The sequence below is a fragment of the Pseudomonas sp. SWRI77 genome (assembly GCF_014269105.1).
Taxonomy (GTDB): Bacteria; Pseudomonadota; Gammaproteobacteria; order Pseudomonadales; family Pseudomonadaceae; genus Aquipseudomonas; species Aquipseudomonas capeferrum.
Map to the genome: position 1 here is coordinate 94,465 of NZ_JABWRV010000013.1, position 21,168 is coordinate 115,632.

At 63.3% G+C, this 21,168-nt stretch carries 18 protein-coding genes; 6 read left to right on the forward strand and 12 right to left on the reverse strand.

From position 1 onward, the window contains the following. Nucleotides 1–22 precede the first annotated feature (22 nt). Nucleotides 23–3,928, reverse strand: a complete 3,906-nt coding sequence (gene hrpA / locus HU766_RS14655; protein ID WP_186658101.1) for an ATP-dependent RNA helicase HrpA — start codon at nt 3,926–3,928, stop codon at nt 23–25. 445 nt (nt 3,929–4,373) lie between these two features. Between hrpA and HU766_RS14660 the strand changes: the two genes are divergently transcribed. Together HU766_RS14660 and HU766_RS14665 are read left to right on the forward strand one after the other, a co-directional pair. After that, complete coding sequence (locus tag HU766_RS14660; protein ID WP_033700192.1) at nt 4,374–5,738, forward strand: glutamine synthetase family protein; 1,365 nt, start codon at nt 4,374–4,376, stop codon at nt 5,736–5,738. Between the two features lie 25 nt (nt 5,739–5,763). Beyond that, a complete protein-coding gene (locus HU766_RS14665; protein WP_186658102.1) occupies nt 5,764–7,071 on the forward strand; it encodes an FAD-binding oxidoreductase in 1,308 nt (435 codons plus the stop codon). 148 nt (nt 7,072–7,219) lie between these two features. Here the strand turns inward: HU766_RS14665 and fadD1 are convergent, their stop codons facing one another. Both fadD1 and fadD2 read right to left on the reverse strand, forming a co-directional pair. Further along, a complete protein-coding gene (gene fadD1 / locus HU766_RS14670; RefSeq protein ID WP_186658103.1) occupies nt 7,220–8,917 on the reverse strand; it encodes a long-chain-fatty-acid--CoA ligase FadD1 in 1,698 nt (565 codons plus the stop codon). Nucleotides 8,918–9,182: 265 nt separating this feature from the next. Further along, complete coding sequence (fadD2, locus tag HU766_RS14675) at nt 9,183–10,871, reverse strand: long-chain-fatty-acid--CoA ligase FadD2 (protein WP_186658104.1); 1,689 nt, start codon at nt 10,869–10,871, stop codon at nt 9,183–9,185. A gap of 224 nt (nt 10,872–11,095) precedes the next feature. On the opposite strand from fadD2, the gene HU766_RS14680 reads away from it, so the two are divergent. Next, nucleotides 11,096–12,040, forward strand: coding sequence for an alpha/beta hydrolase (locus HU766_RS14680; protein ID WP_033699684.1), 945 nt, complete (start codon nt 11,096–11,098; stop codon nt 12,038–12,040). A gap of 35 nt (nt 12,041–12,075) precedes the next feature. Then, a complete protein-coding gene (locus tag HU766_RS14685; RefSeq protein WP_033699686.1) occupies nt 12,076–12,546 on the forward strand; it encodes a MaoC family dehydratase in 471 nt (156 codons plus the stop codon). 67 nt (nt 12,547–12,613) lie between these two features. Here HU766_RS14685 and HU766_RS14690 read toward each other — a convergent pair whose 3' ends face one another. The 6 genes from HU766_RS14690 to HU766_RS14715 all read right to left on the reverse strand — a co-directional run bounded on the left by HU766_RS14690 (nt 12,614) and on the right by HU766_RS14715 (nt 17,036). After that, nucleotides 12,614–13,852 (reverse strand): RNA polymerase sigma factor, encoded by a 1,239-nt coding sequence (locus tag HU766_RS14690; protein WP_186658105.1) that lies wholly within the window; start codon nt 13,850–13,852, stop codon nt 12,614–12,616. Then, the gene (locus HU766_RS14695; RefSeq protein WP_186658106.1) at nt 13,852–14,337 is read right to left on the reverse strand and encodes an SRPBCC family protein; all 486 of its coding nucleotides are present in this window, start codon (nt 14,335–14,337) and stop codon (nt 13,852–13,854) included. Before HU766_RS14695 ends, HU766_RS14690 begins: the two co-directional genes overlap by 1 nt. Before the next feature lie 21 nt (nt 14,338–14,358). Then, the gene (locus HU766_RS14700) at nt 14,359–14,703 is read right to left on the reverse strand and encodes a YciI family protein (RefSeq protein ID WP_033699692.1); all 345 of its coding nucleotides are present in this window, start codon (nt 14,701–14,703) and stop codon (nt 14,359–14,361) included. A gap of 44 nt (nt 14,704–14,747) precedes the next feature. Then, complete coding sequence (locus HU766_RS14705; RefSeq protein WP_186658108.1) at nt 14,748–15,173, reverse strand: nuclear transport factor 2 family protein; 426 nt, start codon at nt 15,171–15,173, stop codon at nt 14,748–14,750. 142 nt (nt 15,174–15,315) lie between these two features. Beyond that, nucleotides 15,316–15,960: a LysE family translocator gene (locus HU766_RS14710; protein ID WP_186658110.1), complete on the reverse strand. Its 645-nt coding sequence runs from the start codon at nt 15,958–15,960 to the stop codon at nt 15,316–15,318. A 116-nt stretch (nt 15,961–16,076) separates the two neighbouring features. Continuing rightward, nucleotides 16,077–17,036 carry a threonine dehydratase gene (locus tag HU766_RS14715; RefSeq protein WP_186658113.1) on the reverse strand — a complete coding sequence of 320 codons (960 nt, stop codon included), beginning with the start codon at nt 17,034–17,036 and terminating at the stop codon, nt 16,077–16,079. A 76-nt stretch (nt 17,037–17,112) separates the two neighbouring features. Here HU766_RS14715 and HU766_RS14720 point away from each other — a divergent pair, with 76 nt between their 5' ends. After that, nucleotides 17,113–18,474, forward strand: coding sequence for a PLP-dependent aminotransferase family protein (locus tag HU766_RS14720; RefSeq protein ID WP_186658115.1), 1,362 nt, complete (start codon nt 17,113–17,115; stop codon nt 18,472–18,474). A 64-nt stretch (nt 18,475–18,538) separates the two neighbouring features. Here the strand turns inward: HU766_RS14720 and HU766_RS14725 are convergent, their stop codons facing one another. Then, nucleotides 18,539–18,796 (reverse strand): DUF2790 domain-containing protein, encoded by a 258-nt coding sequence (locus tag HU766_RS14725; RefSeq protein WP_033699696.1) that lies wholly within the window; start codon nt 18,794–18,796, stop codon nt 18,539–18,541. 376 nt (nt 18,797–19,172) lie between these two features. Here HU766_RS14725 and HU766_RS14730 point away from each other — a divergent pair, with 376 nt between their 5' ends. After that, nucleotides 19,173–19,541, forward strand: a complete 369-nt coding sequence (locus tag HU766_RS14730) for a GNAT family N-acetyltransferase (RefSeq protein WP_186658203.1) — start codon at nt 19,173–19,175, stop codon at nt 19,539–19,541. Here HU766_RS14730 and def read toward each other — a convergent pair. Then, entirely contained in the window at nt 19,496–20,032 is a 537-nt protein-coding gene (def, locus tag HU766_RS14735) for a peptide deformylase (protein WP_033699698.1), read from the reverse strand. The genes HU766_RS14730 and def overlap by 46 nt on opposite strands. Continuing rightward, a complete protein-coding gene (locus tag HU766_RS14740; RefSeq protein WP_186658118.1) occupies nt 20,029–20,988 on the reverse strand; it encodes a YihY/virulence factor BrkB family protein in 960 nt (319 codons plus the stop codon). Before HU766_RS14740 ends, def begins: the two co-directional genes overlap by 4 nt. Nucleotides 20,989–21,168: the final 180 nt, after the last annotated feature.

Here is a 21,168-nt window from a genome sequence, read left to right on the forward strand (position 1 = left end):
AGTGTGCCACAAATCAAGGCAGTTAGCCTTCCACCTGGCTCCACTGTTTGCTCAATCGCTTGTCAGAAATCGGCACTTTCGTCCCCAGCTGCTGCGCGAACAACGACACCCGGTATTCTTCCAGCAACCAGCGGTACAACGTCAGTTGCTCATCGCGCTTGCCCTCCTGGGCGTGCTTGTCGGCGCGTTTCTTGTACTGGGCCCAGAGGTTGGCCAGCTCGCCGCTCCAGACGCGATCCTTCTGCACCTGCGAGCCCAGCTTCTCCAGGCGCAGCTCCACGGCCTTGAGGTAACGCGGCAGCTCCTTGAACCAGGCACCCGGGGTTTCGCGCACGAAGCCCGGGTACACCAGGTTGGCCAATTGTTGCTTGATGTCGTTCAGCGCCACCGCCTGGCTCAGGTCGATCTTGCCCTTGAAGCGCTTCTGCAGGCCATGCCACAGCTTGAGCACCTCCAGGGTCAGGCGCGCCAGGCGCTCGGCATGCTCGGCCCAACTGCCACGCTTGCGCTCAGCCAGCCCGGCCAAGGCCGCGCCGTCACGGGGCAGCGGCTGTTCGCCTTCAAGGATGCAGCTGTCCAGGCTGGCCAGCAGAATGTCTTCGACCAGCGCCTCGACACGGCCCAGCTCGCGGTACAGCAAGCCCAGTTCGGTCAGCCCGGGCAGCTTGCCGCGCAAAAACTTGGCAGGCTCTGCCAACTGCTGCAACAACAGGCGCTGCAAGGCGCGGCGGTGCTGGAACTCGGCTTCGGCCTGGGTCGAGAAACGCCCTTCGCGAACAGTGCCGTTTTCCTCCACCAGCGCCGGGTACACGGTCATCGACAGACCGGCGATCTTCTGCTGGGTGGTCTGCGCCACTTCGCTGAACGCCTTCGCCTGCACCGGCCGTTCGGCGTGTTCGCTGCGTGGCACCGCCAGCGCGGCCTGGCTGGCAGCGGCGAAGCGCGCGGTCAACTCGGCCAGGTCGCGGCCTTCGCCAAGGAACTTGCCCTGGGCATCGACCACTTCGATGTTCATCCGCAGGTGGCCTTCGACCAGGCTGACAGATTCTGCCCAGGCCTCGTCGGAAACACGTGCACCGGTCATGCGCAGCAGCTCCTGGCCCAACGCCTGGGGCAGCGCGCCCTGGCCGAAAGTCATGCGGGCCAGCGAAGCTTTGACGAAGTCCGGCACCGGCACGAAATTCTTGCGCAGCGCCTTGGGCAGGTTGCGCACCAGCGCCACGCACTTGGCTTCGAGCAGGCCCGGCACCAGCCACTCCAGGCGCTCGCCCGGCAGGCTCGGCAACAGCGGTGCCGGTACCCGCACCGTCACGCCGTCGCGCGGGTGGCCCGGTTCGAAGTGGTAGCTCAACGACAGGCGCAAGTCCCCCACCTGCAGGCTGTCCGGGTACTGCGCTGCGGTGACTTCGCTGGCCTCACGGGCCAGCACGTCTTCCTCGCGCATGATCAGCAGGTTGGCGTCCTTCTGGCTGGTCATGCGGTACCAGGCATCGAAGGTCGCGGTCTGGTGGATGTCCTCGGGCAGGCGCGCTTCGTAGAAGGCGTAGAGGGTCTCTTCGTCGGCCAGAATGTCGCGCCGGCGGGCCTTGGCCTCCAGTTCGTCGAGCTGTTCGAGCAGGCGCTTGTTGGCCGACAGGCACTTGGCCCGCGACTGGATTTCGCCGCCCACCAGCCCCTCGCGAATGAACAGCTCCCGCGATGTCACCGGGTCGATCGGGCCGAAGTGCACCGGGCGGCGGCCAACCAGAATCAGCCCGTACAAGGTGATCTGCTCGTACGCCACCACCTGCCCGCGCTTCTTCTCCCAATGCGGTTCGAAGTGGTTCTTCTTGACCAGGTGGGCCGCCAGCGGCTCGATCCAGTCGGGCTCGATGCGGGCGACCATGCGCGCATACAGCTTGGTGGTTTCCACCAGCTCGGCGGCCATCACCCACTGCGGACGCTTGCGGCCCAACCCCGAGGACGGGTGGACCCAGAAGCGCCGTTGGCGGGCACCTTGGTAATCGCCCTCCTCGGTCTTCTGGCCGATCTGGCTGAGCAGGCCGCTGAGGATTGCCTTGTGCATCCGTTGGTAATCGGACGGTTCCTTGTTGACCGTCAATTGCAGGTCACGGCAGATCAGCGCCAACTGGCGGTGGGCGTCACGCCATTCGCGCAGGCGCAGGTAATTGAGGAAACTCTTACGGCACCAGTTGCGCAGCGGGCTGGCAGTCAACGCCTGGCGCTGCTCCTCGAAGCCCCGCCACAAATTGACCAGCGCGGCGAAGTCGGAGTCGACGTCCTTCCACTGGGCATGCGCCTGGTCGGCCGCCTGCTGGCGCTCCGGCGGCCGCTCACGCGGGTCTTGCACCGACAGCGCACTGGTGACGATCAACACTTCCTGCAGGCTGCCCTGACGGGCGCCTTCAAGCAGCATGCGGCCTAACCGTGGGTCGATGGGCAAACGCGCCAGTTGCCGCCCGAGCGGGGTCAACTGGTTTTCGCGGTTGACCGCCGAGAGCTCCTGCAACAGGTTGAAACCATCGCTGATAGCCTTGCCATCCGGCGGCTCGATGAACGGGAACGCATCGATCGCACCCAGGCGCAGGTGCAGCATCTGCAGGATCACCGCCGCCAGGTTGGTGCGCAGAATCTCCGGGTCGGTGAACGCCGGCCGGCCGTTGAAATCCTCTTCGCTGTACAGGCGCACGCAGATGCCAGGCTCGACCCGGCCGCAACGGCCTTTACGCTGGTTGGCACTGGCCTGGGATACCGCCTCGATCGGCAGGCGCTGGACCTTGGCCCGGTAGCTGTAGCGGCTGATGCGGGCGGTGCCGGTGTCGATCACGTAGCGAATGCCCGGCACCGTCAGCGAGGTCTCGGCAACGTTGGTGGCCAGGATCACCCGGCGCCCGGTATGCGACTGGAAAATGCGCTGCTGCTCGGCGGGTGACAGGCGTGCATACAGCGGCAGAATCTCGGTATGGCGCAGTTGCGCCTTGCGCAGGATCTCGGCCGCGTCGCGGATTTCCCGCTCACCCGGCAAGAAGATCAAGACATCACCCGGCCCCTTGCCCTGGCTGCGCTCGTGTTGCGCCAGTTCATCCAGGGTGGCGAGGATGGCCTGGTCGACGGTGAGGTCATCCTCGATCTGGTTGCCTTCCTCGTCCTGCTCGCTGGTCAGCGGGCGGTACCAGGTTTCTACCGGGAAGGTGCGCCCGGAGACTTCAATGATAGGTGCACCGTCGAAGTGCTTGGAGAAACGCTCGAGGTCGATGGTCGCCGAGGTGATGATCAGCTTCAGGTCCGGGCGGCGGTGCAACAGGGTCTTGAGGTAGCCGAGCAGGAAGTCGATGTTGAGGCTGCGTTCGTGGGCTTCGTCGACGATGATCGTGTCGTAGCGTTCGAGAAAGCGGTCGTGCTGGGTTTCAGCCAGCAGGATGCCGTCGGTCATCAGCTTGACCAGGGTGTTGGAATCACTCTGGTCCTCGAAACGCACCTGGTAACCAACCAGCCCACCAAGCGGCGTGCCGAGTTCTTCGGCGACACGGGCGGCGACGCTGCGCGCAGCAATCCGGCGTGGCTGGGTATGGGCAATCAGGCCATGGCTGCCGCGCCCCAGCTCAAGGCAGATCTTCGGCAACTGGGTGGTCTTGCCCGAGCCGGTCTCACCGGCGATGACCAGCACCTGGTGCTCGGCCAGCGCCTTTTTGATCTCGTCACGCTTGGCTGCAATGGGCAGGCTGTCGTCGTAGCGCACGGTCGGCACGCTTTGCTGGCGCGCGGTGACCTGGGCGCAGGAGGCCTGGACCTTTTCCGCCCACTGGGCGAGCTTGGCCTCGTCGGGGCGCTTGCGCAGCTCATGCAGTTGCCGACGCAGACGATGGCGGTCGGCGATCATGGCGTGGTCGAGGTTTTTCAGGAGCTGGTCGATGGCTTGATCTGTCATGGGGCTTTTTAGTGATGCAGGTGGGCCTGCTTTTTCATGATCGGCATTTGAAGAGGCGCAATTGTCGCAGATTTGCCCGTTCTCTGCTGGCTCCTGCACCCAGCACCTCGCCGCAAATGTTTAGCCGACACCGATGTAAAGGTTGCCATTCACTGCTTTAATCAACCTTACGCCGCATGTGAGTATCAAAGGCATGATCCCTGCCCCGTTCACCGTGCCCCCGCAGTCCCGCCCTTCGCTCCCGAAGGCCCGGACCCGTGCCGGTGAAAATCCGCTGGTGCACATCATCCTCGCGTTCTGGGCCTTGTGGCACTGTCGCCACGCACGCCCACCGGATACTTCGCTCACGCATCACTGACCAGACCCGGCCCGCTGCTGGCCGATCGTTTCAGTTTGACCCCACGGTTGCCCGCGGCGGTCATGTGCGCCCATGAGCGAATCCGACATGCACTTTGCAAACCCCGAACACGCCAGCCAGTTCCTGGCCGACAACCCCGATATCGAGCTGATCGAACTGTTCATCCTCGACGCCAACGGTGTACCCCGCGGCAAGCTGCTGCACCGCGAGGAACTGCTGGCGGTGTACCAGACCGGTCGCCCGCTGCCCAGCACCATCATGGGCCTGACCCTCAACGGCGATGACGTCGAAAACTCAGGCCTGGTCTGGGATGTCGGCGACATCGACTGCCGCGCCTACCCGCTGGAGGGCAGCCTGGTACGCCTGCCGTGGCGGCGCGTACCGACCGCCGCAGTGCAGGTCAGCATGCACCCCAGCGAGGGCCTGCCGGCCAGCATTGCCGACCCGCGCCATGTGCTGCTGCGCACCATCGATGCACTCAAGGCTGACGGCTACCACCCGGTGATGGCCTGCGAGCTGGAGTTCTACCTGCTCGACCAGAAGCGTGATGCCCAGGGCCGACCGCAGCCTGCCCTGGACAACGACGGCGGCCGCCCACGCAGCACCCAGGTGTATGGCCTGCGTGAGCTTGAGCAGATCGAGCCGTTTCTCGCCGACCTCTACGCTGCCTGCAAGGCCCAGGGTATTCCGGCCCGCACGGCGATCTCCGAGTATGCACCCGGCCAGGTGGAAATCACCCTTGAGCACGGCGATGCCCTGGCGGCAATGGACCAGGCCGTACGCTACAAGCGCCTGGTCAAAGGCGTGGCCCATGCCCATGGCATGCAGGCCTGCTTCATGGCCAAACCCTTCGCGCAACTGGCCGGCACCGGCATGCACATGCACCTGAGCCTGGCCGACAGCGCCGGCAACAACCTGTTCGCCAGCGAAGACAAGGCCGGCACGCCACTGTTGCGCCAAGCGGTGGCCGGCATGCTGCGCCACCTGCGCGATTCGCTGTTGTTGTTCTGCCCCAACGCCAACTCGTTCCGCCGCTTCCAGGCCAACAGCTACGCGCCACTTGCGCCGACCTGGGGGGTCGACAACCGCACGGTCAGCCTGCGGGTACCAGGCGGCCCGGCCAACAGCCGGCACGTGGAGCACCGCATCTGCGGCGCCGATGCCAACCCGTACCTGGCGGCAGCGGCAATCCTCGCCGCCAGCCACCGAGGTATTCGCGAACAGCTGGACCCTGGCGCCCCCGTTGAAGGCAACGGCTACGCCCAGGCCACCGAGCACCTGCCCACCGACTGGCTGACCGCCCTGGATGCCCTGCAGCATTCGGACTGGGCGCGCGAAGCACTGGGCGCGGACTTCCTCGGCGTGTACCTGAAGGTCAAGCGCGCCGAGTACCGCCAGTTCATGGCCGAAGTCAGCGAGCAGGACTGGCGCTGGTACCTGCACCAGGCTTGAGCCCCATTCATAACAAGGAACACCCATGAACGCAGCACTGAACCAGGGGCCGGCCCAACGTGCGCCGTCCTATTACAACGCCACCCTGAATGACCATACGCAGTACCCGACCCTCAAGGGCACCGAGCAGGTAGACGTGGCGATCATCGGCGGTGGGTTCACCGGCGTGGCCACTGCCGTGGAGTTGGCCGAGCGCGGCCTTAAAGTGGCTATCGTCGAAACCAACCGCATCGGCTGGGGTGCCAGCGGGCGCAATGGCGGGCAGGTGACCGGCAGCTTGTCGGGCGACGAAGCCATGCGTACACAGATGCGCAACCGCCTGGGCAGCGAGGTGGATGATTTCATCTGGCACCTGCGTTGGCGCGGGCACCAGGTCATCGAGCAACGGGTGGCCCGCTACGGTATCGACTGCGACCTCAAGCGCGGCCACCTGCATGCGGCGATGAAACCGTCGCACCTGAACGAGCTGCGCGGGTTCGAGGCCGAAGCCCAGCGTCGCGGCATGGGCGACCAGGTGCAGATGCTCGACCGTAACGCCATGGCCCAGCACCTGCAAAGCCCGCTGTACCTGGGTGCATTGAAGAACCGACGCAACCTGCACCTGCACCCGCTCAACCTGTGCCTGGGCGAGGCGCGTGCCGCCCATAGCCTGGGGGCACTGATCTTTGAAAACTCAGAGGTGCTGGACATCGTCCACGGCCCGCGCCCGGCAGTAGTGACAGCCCAGGGGCGGATCGAAGCCCGCCAGGTGATGCTGGCGGGCGATGTCTATCACAAGCTGGAACAGCGCAAGCTCAAGGGCAAGATCTTCCCGGCCATGGGCGGCATCGTCACCACCGCACCGTTGGGCGAGCTGGCCGAGCAGATCAACCCGCAGGACCTGGCGGTATACGACTGCCGTTTTGTCCTCGACTATTACCGCCTGACCGCCGACAAGCGCTTGCTGTTTGGCGGCGGCGCCAACTATTCCGGGCGCGACTCACGCGATATCGAAGCAGAGCTGCGCCCGTGCATCGAGCGCACCTTCCCGGCGCTCAAAGGGGTACCGATCGAGTTCCAGTGGAGCTGCGCCATGGGTATCGTGGTCAATCGCATCCCGCAACTGGGCAAGCTCTCGGACAATGTCTGGTACTGCCAGGGCTATTCCGGGCATGGCATTGCCACCAGCCACATCATGGGCGAGATCATGGCCGAAGCGCTGACCGGGACTCTGCAGAAGTTCGACACCTTTGCCCAGTGCAAGCATGTGCGGGTGCCAATGGGGGAACTGCTGGGGAATCCGCTGTTGGCGGCGGGAATGTGGTACTACCAGATGCTTGAAAAACTGCGCTGATCGACGCGCGTGCTGGTGTAGGAGCGGCCTTGCGTCGCGAAAGGGGCGCGTAGCGGCCCTAGATTTCAGCTTCGCCGCATAGATCGTCGGGGCCGCTTTGCGGCCCTTTCGCGACGCAAGGCCGCTCCTACATCGATCGCTGCGTGGGTTAGGCGATCTTTTTGAGGCCTTGCTTCTTCAGCTCTTCGTCACGCAATTCACGGCGCAGGATCTTGCCCACGTTGGTGGTCGGCAACGTATCGCGGAACTCGATGTAGCGCGGCACCTTGTAACCGGTGACGTTGGCACGCATGTGCTCCATCACCTGCTCCTTGGTCACGGTCATGCCCGGCTTGACCACGATGAACATCTTGATCACTTCACCCGACTTCTCGTCCGGCACACCAATGGCCGCGCACTGCAGCACACCGGGCAAGCCGGCGAGCACGTCTTCCAGCTCGTTGGGGTACACATTGAAACCTGAGACCAGGATCATGTCCTTCTTGCGGTCGACGATGCGCATGTAACCGTCCGGCTGAATCAACGCGATGTCACCGGTCTTGAGCCAGCCTTGGCTGTCGAGGATCTCGGCGGTGGCGTCCTCGCGCTGCCAGTAGCCCTTCATCACTTGCGGGCCTTTGATGCACAGTTCACCCACCTCGCCCAGCGGCAGTTCATTGCCACTGTCGTCGATGACCTTGCACAGCGTCGAGGGCACCGGGATACCGATGGTGCCGACCTGGTTGGCCTCGGACGGGTTGACCGCAGCCACCGGGCTGGTTTCGGTCATGCCGTAACCTTCGCAGATGGCACACCCGGTCACGGCCTTCCAGCGCTCGGCCACGCTCAGTTGCAGGGCCATGCCGCCAGACAAGGTGATTTTCAGCGCCGAGAAGTCCAGGGCGCGGAACCCCTCGTTGTTGCACAGGGCGACGAACAAGGTGTTGAGGCCGACGAAGCCGCTGAATTTCCACTTGCCCAGCTCTTTGACCATCGCCGGCAAATCACGCGGGTTGCTGATGAGCACGTTGTGGTTGCCGATCAGCATCATCGCCATGCAATGGAAGGTGAAGGCATAGATGTGGTACAGCGGCAGCGGCGTGATCAGGATCTCGCAACCTTCATGCAGGTTCGAGCCCATCAGCGCCCGGCACTGCAGCATGTTGGCCACCAGGTTGCGGTGGCTCAGCATCGCGCCCTTGGCCACGCCCGTGGTACCGCCAGTGTATTGCAGCACCGCGACGTCGCTGCCTTGCGGGTTGGCTTCGGTAACCGGCTGGCCCTTGCCCAGTGCCAGGGCGTCGTTGAAGCGCACGGCACGCGGCAGGTTGTAGGCCGGCACCATCTTCTTCACGTACTTGATGACACTGTTGATCAGCAGGCGCTTGAGCGGCGGCAGCAGGTCGGCCACTTCGGTGACGATGACATGCTTGACCTGGGTCTTGGGCAGCACTTTTTCAGCCAGGTGGGCCATGTTGGCCAGGCACACCAGCGCCTTGGCGCCGGAGTCGTTGAACTGGTGCTCCAGCTCCCGCGCGGTGTACAGCGGGTTGGTGTTGACCACGATCAGCCCTGCACGCATGGCACCGAATACCGCTACCGGGTATTGCAGGACATTGGGCAGTTGCACGGCAATGCGATCACCCGGTTTCAGGTCGGTGTGCTGCTGCAGCCAGGCGGCAAATGCCCCCGACAGCGCATACAGTTCGCCATAGGTGATAGTCTTGCCCAGGTTGCTAAAGGCCGGTTTGTCGGCAAAGCGTTGGCAGGATTGCTTGAGTACCGCCTGGATATTGGGGAATTCGTCAGGATTGATTTCCGCCGTAATCCCGGCTGGGTATTTATCCTTCCAAAAATGTTCGATCATGGAAGCCCACTCCTTCAGCAACAGCGAAGTTCGATTCACGCGTCGATGCGCTTATTATTGATATGTGATGACGGCTCATTGCAAACCGGATCATCTGAAAGCGGCCCGAGAGTAACAGCTTTGCCAGGGGTCGCCTAGAGGCCAAAACAGGCCTTACGGTCACAAAAATGACTCAATGAACAATACAGGTCATTTTTAGAGTAATTATCCAAAATGTCGCAAAACGGGCCGAAAGGCCCGCTCTAGAGGCGTATTTGCAGCCTTTTCAGGCAATGTCACGCAGCTCGCGCCGCAGAATCTTGCCCACCGGTGTCATCGGCAGCGAGTCGCGCAGCACAATGTGCTTGGGCACCTTGTAACCGGTGAAGTTGGCCTTGCAGTAAGCTTTAAGCTCATCCACGCTGACCCCGCCCTCACGCGGCACCACGAACAGTTTCACCGCCTCGCCAGAGCGCTCGTCGGGTACGCCGATGGCGGCGCAACTGGCGACTTGCGGATGGGCCATGATCACGTCCTCGATCTCGTTGGGGTACACATTGAAGCCCGAGACGATGATCATGTCCTTCTTGCGGTCGACGATACGGGTGAAACCATCGGGGTCGATCACCGCGATGTCGCCGGTCTTCAGCCAGCCCTGGGCGTCCAGGGTCTGCGCCGTGGCCTCCGGTTGTTGCCAGTAGCCCTTCATCACCTGCGGGCCCTTGATGCACAGCTCGCCCCGCTCGCCCAGCGGCAGCTCGTTGCCATCGTCGTCGATCACCTTGAACGCCGTGCCTGCCACCGGGATGCCTACCGTGCCCAGGCGCGCCAGCTGGCCATAGGGGTTGGTGCTGGCTACCGGCGACGTCTCGGTCAGGCCGTAGCCTTCGACGATACGGCAGCCCGTGAGGCTCTCCCAGCGCTCGGCGGTGGCCTTGACCAGCGCGGTGCCGCCAGAGTTGGTGACCTTCAGCGCGGAAAAGTCCAGTTGCCTGAAGCCTGGATGGTCCATCAGCGCGACGAACAAGGTATTGAGCCCCAGCAGGCCGGAAAAACGCCACTTGCCCAGCTCCTTGACGAAGCCGGCGATGTCGCGTGGGTTGGTAATCAGCACGTTGTGGTTGCCTGTGACCATCATGCACATGCAGTTCGCGGTAAACGCGTAGATGTGGTACAGCGGCAGCGGCGCGATCATCACCTCCTGGCCTTCCTTGATCATCTTCTGCCCGTCTGGCCCGTGCTGCGAGAAACACGCCAGCACCTGGAGCATGTTGGCCACCAGGTTGGCGTGGGTGAGCATGGCGCCCTTGGCCAGGCCAGTGGTGCCACCGGTGTATTGCAACACGGCGATGTCGTCGAGGCTCAGCGGCACCGGTTTGTGGCTCAGCGAACGGCCCTCACGCAGCACCTGCTTGAACGACACCGCCTGGGGCAATTGATAGGCCGGCACCATCTTCTTCACTTTGTCGACCACGGTGTTGACCAGCCAGCCCTTGGCGGTGGGCAACAGGTCGCCCATCTTTGCTTCGATGAGGTATTCGATGCCGGTATCGGGCAGCACTTCCTGCACGCGCTTGCCGAACATGTTCAGGTACACCAGGGCACGGGCGCCGGCGTCCTTGAACTGGTGGCGCATTTCACGCTCGGTGTACAACGGGTTGGTGTTGACCACGATCAGGCCCGCGCGCAACGCACCGAACACGGCGATCGGGTACTGCAGCACGTTGGGCATCTGCACGGCGATGCGATCGCCCGGGGCCAGGTCGGTATTGTGCTGCAGCCAGGCTGCGAAGGCCGCCGACTGGCGCTCCAGCGCCGCGTAGGTCAGGGTGACGCCGAGGTTGCTGAACGCCGGGCGGTCGGCAAAGCGCTTGCAGGAGCGTTCGAACACCTCGACGACAGAGGTATAGGCATGGATATCGATGGTGGAAGGCACGCCCGCAGGGCGCTTGTCATTCCAGAAGTCGGCTTGCATTTATTATTGTTCCTCTGCCTGGACCTGCTACCGGTAGCGGGTCATGTAATCCTTTGACCTGGTCGCCAATGGCAAACAGGCGTTGAACCGACGTTAGCAGGTAAGCCGAAGGCGGCATATACGCCAAGCTCCGCCATTAACATTGTGAATCTTATTTGTGCCCTTCCTGCAATCCAGCCGGTTGCGCATACACTGTGCGCGTACCCCTGCACAAAGGACCGGCCATGCCCCACGACGCCTTCTGGCTACCCGCCAGCGAGCATTGCAGCCTCTATGTGCACCAATGGCTGCCGACAACCCCGGTGAAGGCCGTGGTGTTGCTGGCCCATGGCATGGCGGAGCACGCCGGGCGCTACCGGCGCCTGGGCCAGGCGTTGAGCGAGGCCGGCTTTGCGCTGTTCGCCGCCGACCAGCGCGGCCATGGCCGCACCGCCGAGCTGGGCAGCCTGGGCCTGTTCGCCCGCAATCATGGCTGGAATGCCGTGGTCAATGACCTGGGCTTGCTCGCCCAGCACATCGGTCAGCAGTACCCCGGCACACCGTTGTTCGTGTTTGGCCACAGCATGGGCAGCTACATCGCCCAGGCGTACCTGCTGCACCACAGCGCCAGCGTGCAGGGGGCGATCCTCAGCGGCTCCAACTTCCAGCCGGCTGCGTTGTACCGGGTGGCGCGGCTGATTGCCCGGCTGGAGGCCTGGCGCCAGGGGCCGCTGGGCAAGAGTGCGCTGATAGACTGGCTGTCATTCGGCGCGTTCAACAAGGCCTTCAAGCCTAACCGCACGGCCTTCGACTGGCTTAGCCGCGACCCTGGCGAAGTGGACCTGTACGTGAATGACCCCCTGTGTGGCTTTCGCTGCAGCAACCAACTGTGGCTCGACTTGCTGCAAGGCTTGGCGCAGATCAGCCAGGCAAGTACCCTCGCGCAGATCGATCCGAACCTGCCATTGCTGGTGATTGGCGGCGAATGTGATCCGGTCAGTGCCGGCAAGCGTCTCACCCATCTGGCCGACGCGCTGCGCGCGACCGGCAACCGGCATGTACAGCTGCGCGTCTACCCACAAGCGCGGCACGAAGTGCTCAACGAAACCAACCGTGACGAGGTCACCGCCGATATTCTCGGCTGGCTCGAACAGGCGCTGGCCCTTGGCCGCCCTGCGCGCAGTGAATGATAGGCACCCTCGCCCCACCGCTTAAGGAAGCCCCGATGTCCCAGGTCACCAACACGCCTTACGAAGCCCTTGAGGTCGGCCAGAAAGCCACCTATGAGAAGTCTGTGGAAGAACGCGACATCCAGCTGTTCGCTGCGATGTCCGGTGACCACAACCCGGTGCACCTGGATGCCGAGTTTGCGGCCAAGAGCATGTTCCGTGAACGCATTGCCCATGGCATGTTCAGCGGCGCGCTGATCAGTGCCGCAGTGGCCTGTACCCTGCCTGGGCCTGGCACCATCTACCTGGGCCAGAAGATGAGCTTCCAGAAGCCGGTAAAAATCGGCGACACCCTGACCGTGCGCCTGGAAATCCTCGAGAAGCTGCCCAAGTTCAAGGTGCGCATCGCCACCAATGTGTACAACCAGAACGATGAGCTGGTCGTCGAAGGCGAGGCCGAAATCCTGGCGCCGCGCAAGCAGCAGACCGTCGAGCTGGTATCGCCACCGCATTTCGTGGCCAGCTGATTTCAGCACAGGCCGCTTCGCGGAGGTTCGGGGCGCCGAACCACCGCGAAAAGGGCTGCAAATACCCTTACCCCAATTCGCGTAGACGGCTTTCGATATGCCGTCGCTCCGGCGCCTGCCGGGTCAACGCCAGTGCCTGCTGCCAGGCCGCGCGTGCCTCTTCGACATGACCCAACTGAGCATGCAACTGCGCCCTTGCCGCATAGGCCAGGTGATAATCGCGCAACTCCCCCGCCGCCAGAATCGCTTCAACCTCCGTGAGCCCCACCTGCGGCCCATCACGCTTGGCCAGCGCCACCGCCCGGTTCAGCGCCACCACCGCGGACGGCCAGTAGCGTTGCAACACATCGTACAGCCCGACGATTTCGTCCCAGTCCGTCGCATCGGCCGTGGCCGCCTCGGCATGCACCGCGGCAATCGCCGCCTGTACGGTGTAGGCGCCATAGGCCCGGCTTTGCAGGGCGTGGCGCACCAGCGCGCAACCTTCTTCGATACACTCGCGGTCCCACAGGCTGCGGTCTTGTTGCTCAAGCAGCACCAGATTGCCCTCGGCGTCTGTACGCGCACGCTGGCGCGACGCCTGCAACAGCATCAACGCCAGCAAGCCAAACCCCTCCGGGTCGGGTAGTAGTTGCACCAGCAGGCGGCCAAGGCGAATCGCTTCGTCAGTCAGATCTTGCTGCAGCAGGGCGTCGCCGGACGATGCCGAGTACCCTTCATTGAACACCAGGTAGATCACCCGCAATACGCTCTCGAGGCGCTCGGGCAACTCATTGAGCACCGGCACCTGATAGGGGATGCCGGCATCGCGGATCTTGGCCTTGGCCCGCACGATGCGCTGGGCGATGGTGGCCGGGCTTTGCAGAAACGCTCGAGCAATCTGCTCGGTGGTCAGGTCGCAGACCTCGCGCAGGGTCAGCGGCACCTGGGCGTCGCCGGCCAACGCCGGGTGGCAGCAGGTGAAGATCAGCCGCAAACGGTCGTCGCCGAGCAGTTCTTCGTCGCTGGGGTCTTGCGCCTGGCCTTCCAGCAGCATGATCAGATCCGCCTGGGAGCGGTCGAAGCGGGCACGTCGACGTAACGCGTCGATGGCCTTGAAACGGCCGGTCGAAACCAGCCACGCCCGCGGGTTGTCGGGGATGCCATCACGCTGCCAGCGCTCGACGGCAATGAAGAACGCATCATGCATGGCCTCCTCGGCCAGGTCGAAATCCCCCAGCAGGCGAATCAAGGTCGCCAGGATGCGCCGGGAATCGCGACGGTAGACTGCCTCGACCTCGGCGCGCACCTGCGCCAGCGTCACCATCAGTCCGGCATCCGCTGGGTCACCACCTCCACCAGGCGGTCCAGGCTTTCTCCCCAGCCTTGGTGAAACCCCATTTCTTCATGGGCACGGCTGTCGGCGGCGCTCCAGTGCCAGGCGCGGGCGGTGTATCGGGTTTTGCCGTGTTCCTCGTCGAAGGTCACCACGGCGGTCATGAAGGCTTTGTTCGAAGGCACCCAGCCTGGCCCGAAAGCGTCGGTGAACACCAACCGCCGGGGCGCGGCGATCTCCAGGAACACGCCCTGGGTTGGGTACTCGGTACCATCCGGGGCGCGCATCAAGGTATGGAACAGGCCACCAACCCACAGCTGCATTTCGCATTCGGGGGTGGTCATGCCATGTGGCCCCCACCATTGCATCAGCCACTGGGGCTCGGTCCAGGCGCGGAACACCTTGGCCGGTGGTGCGTCGATCAGGCGGCTGATGGACAACTCGTGCTGCGCTTGCGCAGGGTGTGCAAGGCTCATGCTGGTTGTTCTCCGTTATTGTCAGGGTTGCAGTTCGCGCACAGGCCGCACTTCCACACTGCCGACCCTGGCGGCGGGGATGCCCTTGGCGATGTTCAGCGCCTCGTTGAGGTCGCGGGCATCCACCAGATAGAAGCCGGCCAGTTGCTCCTTGGTCTCGGCGAACGGGCCATCGGTGAGGCTCATCTGCCCATTGCGCACACGCACCGTGGTGGCGGTCTGCACCGACTTCAGCGCCTCGGCCGCGAGCATGCGCCCGCCGCCCTGCAGGGATTCGGCGTACGCCATGCACTCGGCGTCTTCCGGGCTGTCGGGCAGGCTGTGCAGCAGCCCTTCGTCACAATAGACCAGGCACAGGTATTTCATGGTCGCCTCCAGGGCATTGGCACAGTGCGTTTGGCGATATCGGCTCAGGGCTTGAGATCGAACAGGGCTTTCTGGGTGTCCATGTCGAAGGGTGCCGACCAGTGTTCGTGGATCACCTGCCATTGCCCGCCTTGGCGGCGATAGCCGACCGTGACGCGCATGAAGCCACACTGGCTTTCGTCATCGGACGGGCCGCAGCGGTTCAGCCAATGGGCCAGGCCCAGGTCGCCGTCGGCGTACACGGTGAGTTCGGCCAGTTCGAAGACCATCGGGCCGGTGCAAAAGCCCATGCACATTTCCCAGTGGGCCTGGTAGGTGGCTTTGCCTTTGAATTGCAGTGCCTTGATGGCATCGAAGGCGACGATGTCGTCGGCATAGGGGGCGGTGATGGCCTGGACGTCGCGGTCGCGCACAGCTTGCATCCAGCGGTCGATCAGTTGGCGAATTTCGTTTTCGGCTGAGGTGCTCATCGGGGTGCTCCGATCGTTTGAGGTTTTGGCACAGATTTGGGCTGGGCCTTCAACTCTGGTCGAACGGTAGACGGGGGAATCGACAGGGTGGTGAAATTATTTTTGTTGCCGGAAAGAAAGGGTTGGGCCGGCAGGTGCATGCCTACACTGCCGAACTGGCGAGAATAAATTCACGATACCCCGAAACAATCACATAAACCGCGAAATAGCAGAAGATCGCCGCCGACAACAGGTACGACCAGGTCAGCAGCCGGTCGCCAAGCAAGCGCCCGCCATGGCTGGCAATACCACACAGGCTCAGACACCAGACCAACCCTGCGGCAAAAAAGCCGCTAAGGAACAACCCGGCATCCAGCAAACTGCCTCCGCCGGAGCGTGAAATCAGCACCCCACCGACAGCCGCGAACCACAAAATCGCGGTGGGTGACGACATGGCCAAAAAGATCCCTCGCATAAACTCGCGCCAACCGGACTCCACCACCACGTCTGCCCGCGCCTCCATGTGCCCGCCGCGCCACGCGGCCAGCAGCATCTTCACCGCAAACCACACCAGCAGCGCCGAACCGCCCAGCCACAAGGTCCAGCGCACGCTTTCGAACTGCAACAGCACGGTCATCCCGGCCAGCGCGGCAACGGCATAGATCAAGTCACCCACGCAAGTCCCAAGCCCCAGCCAGAAACCTTTGAGAAAACCACGCTGCATGGCCAAGGTGATCATGGCGATGTTGGCGATGCCGATGTCCAGACACAGGGACAGGCTGAGGAGAAATCCATTGGAAAAAGGCATTGAGCACTCGATGACCGGCCAATTAAGCGCCGTAGAGCCTGCCACGAGTGATCACTCGATTGAAAGCGCAAATTCCCCATGACAGTGGGCGCGGTACCCCCTGATGCCAATCAAGCTCAGTCGATGCCCGCCAGCACGCGCGCATACAGCGCCCGATCCACATTCGCCCCGCTAAGCACCACGGCCACCCGCCTACCGACTTGTCGCTCGCGCTCCTGCATCAACGCCGCCAGCGCCGCAGCCCCTGCACCTTCGGCAGTATTGTGCGTGGCTTCGTGGTACAGCCGCATGGCCTCGGCGACTTCACTGTCGGTGACCCGCACGATGCGCGCGGCATGCTCGCACACCAAGGCGAACGCCTCCGGGTGCGGCACGCGGCAGGCCATGCCATCGGCGAAGGTCTGGGCGGTGGCGGTGGTGACGATGCGGCCCAGTTCGAAACTTTGCGCATAGGCATCGGCAGCACTGGACACCACCCCCACGATCTCGGTCTTCAACCCCAGCAGGTTGCGTGCCTGGATCAGCCCGCAGATCCCCGACCCCATGCCGATCGGCACGTACACGCTGTCCAGGTCAGACACCGCCTCGAGCAGCTCCAGAGCATACGTGGCCACGCCGCGCACCAGCTCCGGGTGAAACGACGGCACCATCGCGTACCCCAATTCATCAGCCAGCCGGGCAGCCTCTTCACGGGCCACATCAAAATCGACACCGTGCTCCACCAGTTCGGCGCCGAGGGCGCGCATGGCGGCGTTCTTTTCGGTGGAATTGCCTTCAGGCACCACAATCACCAAGGGGATGCCAGCCTGGCGGGCAGCCAGTGCCATGCTCTGGCCGTGATTGCCACGCGTGGCGGTGACCAGGCCGCGCGGCGGCTTGCCGCCCGCCAGCAGCGAGCGCACGTAGACCAACCCGCCACGCACCTTGAATGCACCGGTGGGCGCGTGGTTCTCGTGCTTTACCCACACCTGGCAGCCCAGCCGTTCGGCCAGCAAAGGCCAGGCGTGCTGCGGTGTTGCAGGCACGTGCTGGTGAACGAAATCGGCGGCTTCGCGCAGGGCATTCAGGTCGAACATGGCGATCATCCCTCTTCGGTAGGTGGTTGATCCGATCCTAAGCCCCGGGCATTGTATGGGTACAACCTTATATTGCATGGGTAGCAATTTCGTGTGGATCCCAACGCTCGCAAACGATGACCAGCCCCGCTACCTGGCATTGGTCGAGGCGATCGCCGATGCCATCGAGCGCGGCGAGCTCAAGGTCGGTGACCGCCTGCCACCGCAACGGCGCCTGGCCTGGAAACTCGACCTGAACCCCAGCACCACCCAGCAGGCCTACCGGGAAGCTGCCGCCCGCCACCTGGTGGCCGGCGAAGTCGGCCGCGGCACCTACGTGCTGGCAGGCAGCAAGGAAGCGACCCTGTTTCGCCTCAAACACCAAGACGGGCCAAAGCCGCTGATCGACCTGTCGACCAACGTACCGGTGGCCGACCCGCACAATCAGGACCTGCAGCGCAGCCTGCACAGCGTGCTGGAGCAGCGCGACAGCAGCTTGCTGGATCACTACCTGGGCCCCGAGCAACTGCTGCGCGGCCGTATTCAGGGCGCGCACTGGCTGGCCAAGCGTGGCTTGGCGCTGGCCCCGGACCAATTGCTGCTCAGTGGCGGCGCTCAGCAGGCACTGACCCTGGTGCTGCAGTCGTTCTGCCAGGCCGGTGAACCGGTCATGCTCGAAGCCTTGACCGCACCTGGCATCAAAGCAGCCTGCCGACAGCTACGCCTGCCCGTGCATGGCGTGGCACTGGACAGCCAAGGCCTGCGGCCCGACGACCTTGACCGCGTCACCCGCGCCAGCGGTGCCCGCGTACTGGTCACCACACCGACCCTGCACAACCCCACGGGCACCTGCATGGATGACGCCCGCCGCGAAGCGCTTGCGGCGGTCGTCAAACGCCTGGGGCTGCTGGTGATCGAGGATGACGTGTATGGCGCACTCAGCGACCGACCGCCGCTGTACCCACTGCTGGGCGAGCAAGGGGTGCTCATCAGCAGCTTGTCCAAGACGGTGGCAGCAGGTTTGCGTGTAGGGTGGATTGCGGCCAACCCGCAGCTGCTTGCACACATCGACCCGCACGCCCAGGCGAGTCACTGGCCGGTGTCGCCACTGAACCTGTATATCGCCTGCCAGTGGATAGAAGATGGCACAGCAGCGCTACGCCTGGCCTGGCAACGTGCTGAAATTACCGAGCGCTGGCGCCTCGCGCGAAAGCTGCTGGGCGATGGGTTGCACAACACAGGCCAGCCTTCGCCGCACGCGTGGCTGGCCACACCGCAAGGTGCAGAGGGGGTGGTCAAGCAGTGTCGCGAACGGGGCGTGGAGGTTGTCCCGGCCAGTGTGTTCGCCATTGGCGCCAGCGAGGTGCAGGCCGTGCGTATCAGCCTGTCGGCGGCCGCCAGCCGGGCTGAACTGAAACAAGGGCTGGAGGTGGTGCGGCAGGTGCTTTCCAGTGAATGAACCGGGAGAAGCCTGCAACCTCTTCGCGTCGGCGCGGCGCGAAGAGGCCGCTGACCTTGAACGATCAACCCTGCTGGCAACCCTCGCCCATGGCGCGGTACTGAATGGTGTGCACCTGGCCCTGGTGGTCTTCATAGGTCATGGTTGCAGGTACCACTTCGCAAACATTGGGGATGGTCGACAGGTTGATGACCCGTTTGATATCCAGGTTCATGGAGTAGTCGTACTGCTGGGCCACAGGCTGGTTGGAGACAGGTTGGACCTCATCGGCGAGGGCGAACGAGGACATACCGACCAATGCAAGAATCAGTAATGGTTTCATGTGGGAGTGCCTATAAAGCAATCAAGCTGATCGATTGACTTCTAATGCCGTCATTGGCGCGGAGAAGTTGTCATCGACTGCAAAGATGACACGAAGTACCGATCCCGCTTCGTCGTACTGCTGGTGGGATGAGTAAAAGTCTACTCCCGGTTGGCAATAGTTGAACCCCGAAGTCGGATATTCACCCTTGCCGGATTTGCAACAATCTGCGACATAATGGGCGGTATATAGTGGCGTAGAGCCGTTGGTTGGCCTCTGCCCGACCCGGCCGATTCAACAAGGGAAATGCGCGATTTCTGATTACCTGTGTTGCTCAAGGCTGCTCGACCCTGAACGACGCCTGCTCGATCACTTCTACCGCCAGCACGGCTCGCGCATGCGCTCGGCCAGTGACGGCGAACTGTGGGTGGCGCGTGCCAGTTGCATCATTGCAGGGCTGAACTTGACCCCGGTGGGCGATGGCTACTGGCTTACCGGGCTGTTCGTCGACCCGCAACAGCGCAACCAAGGTGTGGCTGGGCGGCTGGTCGAAGCCGCGCTGGCGCAGGCCGTTGGGCCGACTTGGCTGTTCTGCCACCCCGACCTTGTGCCCTTCTACCAGCGCCTTGGCTTCGACACGGCAACCGCGCTGCCAGAAGCCCTGGCTGCCCGCCTGCAGCGCTACCAGCGCAGCAAGCCGCTAGTAGCCCTGCAGCGTGGTCAATCGTCGCTGGCGTCCAACCCGGGGAACAGCACCTCGGTGTAACCGAATTTGGCGAAGTCCTGGATGCGCGAGGGGTAAAGCCGGCCGATCAGGTGGTCGCACTCGTGCTGCACCACGCGCGCATGGAAGCCATCGGCAAAACGGTTGATCGGGTTGCCTTGCGGGTCGAGCCCCTCATAGCGAATGTGCTTGTAGCGCGGCACCACGCCGCGCAATCCGGGTACCGACAGGCAGCCCTCCCAACCGTCCTCGACCTCGGTGGTCATCGGCGTGATCACCGGGTTGATCAGGATGGTCTGCGGCACCGCTTCGGCATCGGGGTAACGCTCGCTGCGTTCGAAGCCGAAAATCACCAGTTGCAGGTCGATGCCAATCTGCGGTGCGGCCAGGCCCACACCCCCGACATGGCGCATGGTCTCGAACATGTCGTCGATCAACTGCTGCAGTTCGGCGCTGCCGATCAGGTGTTCGGGCACGGGCGGGGCGATGCGCAGCAGGCGTTCGTCGCCCATCTTGAGAATGTCACGGATCATCTGGGGTTCGGCTCGGAAGGTTGATGCTGGCTCGGTTGCGGGTGTTCGTGGCCCAGCACGGTAAGGGTTTCCTGGGATTTTTCACCGTCGAAATCCTTCTCGCCAGGGTTCTTGCCCTCGGCCGACATGTGCTCGATCACCGCGTTCATTTCCGCGCCGAGCAGCAGCACAGCGGCGGAAATATAGAAATACAGCAACAGCACGATGATTGCACCGATGCTGCCGTACATGGCGTTGTAATCGGCAAAGGTTTTGACGTAGTAGGCAAACCCCAGGGAGGCGACGATCCACACCACCACCGCCAGCACCGAGCCTGGGGTGATGAAGCGAAACTTCTGCTTCACATCCGGCATCACGTAGTAGATCAAGGCCACCGCTACCATCATCAAGATGATGATCGCCGGCCAGCGCAGGATGGTCCAGACCGTGACGATGACCTCCTGCATGCCGACCTGGGCGGCAATCCATTCCATCACCTGCGGCCCGAGCACCATCAGCGCTGCCGCAGCCAGCAGCATGCCGGCGATGCCCACGGTGTAGAAGATGGACAGCGGTATGCGCTTCCACACCGGGCGGCCTTCCGGCACATCGTAAGCGGCGTTCATGGCGCTCATCATCAAGCGCACACCCGCCGAGGCGGTCCACAGGGCAATCACGATACCCACCGACAACAGCCCGCCCTTGGACTGTTGCAACTGGTCGATCACCGGGTTCACCTGCTCCAGCGCCTGGGGCGGCAGCACCAGTTCCGATTGCAGGCGCAACCAGGAGAAGAAGTCTGGCAAATGCAGGAAACCGATCAGGGCAATCAGGAACAACAGGAAGGGGAACAGCGAAAACAGCATCTGGTAAGCCAGCGCGGACGCATAGGTGGACATCTCGTCGTCAAGGAACTCCTTGACGGTGCGCACCAGCACGCGGTGCAAGGGCAGGCCCTGCAGGGCGGAAAATATCATAGCGTCTCCTTTCGCCGCTCGATCGATACAACAGGCAAGTCTAATAGACCACGCCGTTGCTGTGCTGCTCCCGAGGGTTATAAAGAAAATGCCTACGTAACTGGGCCCAGGCATTCACGGGCAAGCCCGCCCCCACCGGCTACGTGCTACCTGCAGGGGCGGGCTTGCCCGCGAATCGAT

Coding starts and splice junctions, on each gene's coding strand:
- HU766_RS14715 (WP_186658113.1), bottom strand. CDS start 17,036: ATGTTCGACCTGAATGCCCTGCGCGAAGCCGCCGATTTCGTTCACCAG.
- HU766_RS14700 (WP_033699692.1), bottom strand. CDS start 14,703: ATGAAATACCTGTGCCTGGTCTATTGTGACGAAGGGCTGCTGCACAGC.
- fadD1 (WP_186658103.1), bottom strand. CDS start 8,917: ATGATCGAACATTTTTGGAAGGATAAATACCCAGCCGGGATTACGGCG.
- hrpA (WP_186658101.1), bottom strand. CDS start 3,928: ATGACAGATCAAGCCATCGACCAGCTCCTGAAAAACCTCGACCACGCC.
- HU766_RS14730 (WP_186658203.1), top strand. CDS start 19,173: ATGCGCTCGGCCAGTGACGGCGAACTGTGGGTGGCGCGTGCCAGTTGC.
- HU766_RS14680 (WP_033699684.1), top strand. CDS start 11,096: ATGCCCCACGACGCCTTCTGGCTACCCGCCAGCGAGCATTGCAGCCTC.
- HU766_RS14705 (WP_186658108.1), bottom strand. CDS start 15,173: ATGAGCACCTCAGCCGAAAACGAAATTCGCCAACTGATCGACCGCTGG.
- HU766_RS14660 (WP_033700192.1), top strand. CDS start 4,374: ATGCACTTTGCAAACCCCGAACACGCCAGCCAGTTCCTGGCCGACAAC.
- HU766_RS14710 (WP_186658110.1), bottom strand. CDS start 15,960: ATGCCTTTTTCCAATGGATTTCTCCTCAGCCTGTCCCTGTGTCTGGAC.
- HU766_RS14685 (WP_033699686.1), top strand. CDS start 12,076: ATGTCCCAGGTCACCAACACGCCTTACGAAGCCCTTGAGGTCGGCCAG.
- HU766_RS14740 (WP_186658118.1), bottom strand. CDS start 20,988: ATGATATTTTCCGCCCTGCAGGGCCTGCCCTTGCACCGCGTGCTGGTG.
- def (WP_033699698.1), bottom strand. CDS start 20,032: ATGATCCGTGACATTCTCAAGATGGGCGACGAACGCCTGCTGCGCATC.
- HU766_RS14720 (WP_186658115.1), top strand. CDS start 17,113: ATGGGTAGCAATTTCGTGTGGATCCCAACGCTCGCAAACGATGACCAG.
- HU766_RS14690 (WP_186658105.1), bottom strand. CDS start 13,852: ATGGTGACGCTGGCGCAGGTGCGCGCCGAGGTCGAGGCAGTCTACCGT.
- HU766_RS14695 (WP_186658106.1), bottom strand. CDS start 14,337: ATGAGCCTTGCACACCCTGCGCAAGCGCAGCACGAGTTGTCCATCAGC.
- fadD2 (WP_186658104.1), bottom strand. CDS start 10,871: ATGCAAGCCGACTTCTGGAATGACAAGCGCCCTGCGGGCGTGCCTTCC.
- HU766_RS14725 (WP_033699696.1), bottom strand. CDS start 18,796: ATGAAACCATTACTGATTCTTGCATTGGTCGGTATGTCCTCGTTCGCC.
- HU766_RS14665 (WP_186658102.1), top strand. CDS start 5,764: ATGAACGCAGCACTGAACCAGGGGCCGGCCCAACGTGCGCCGTCCTAT.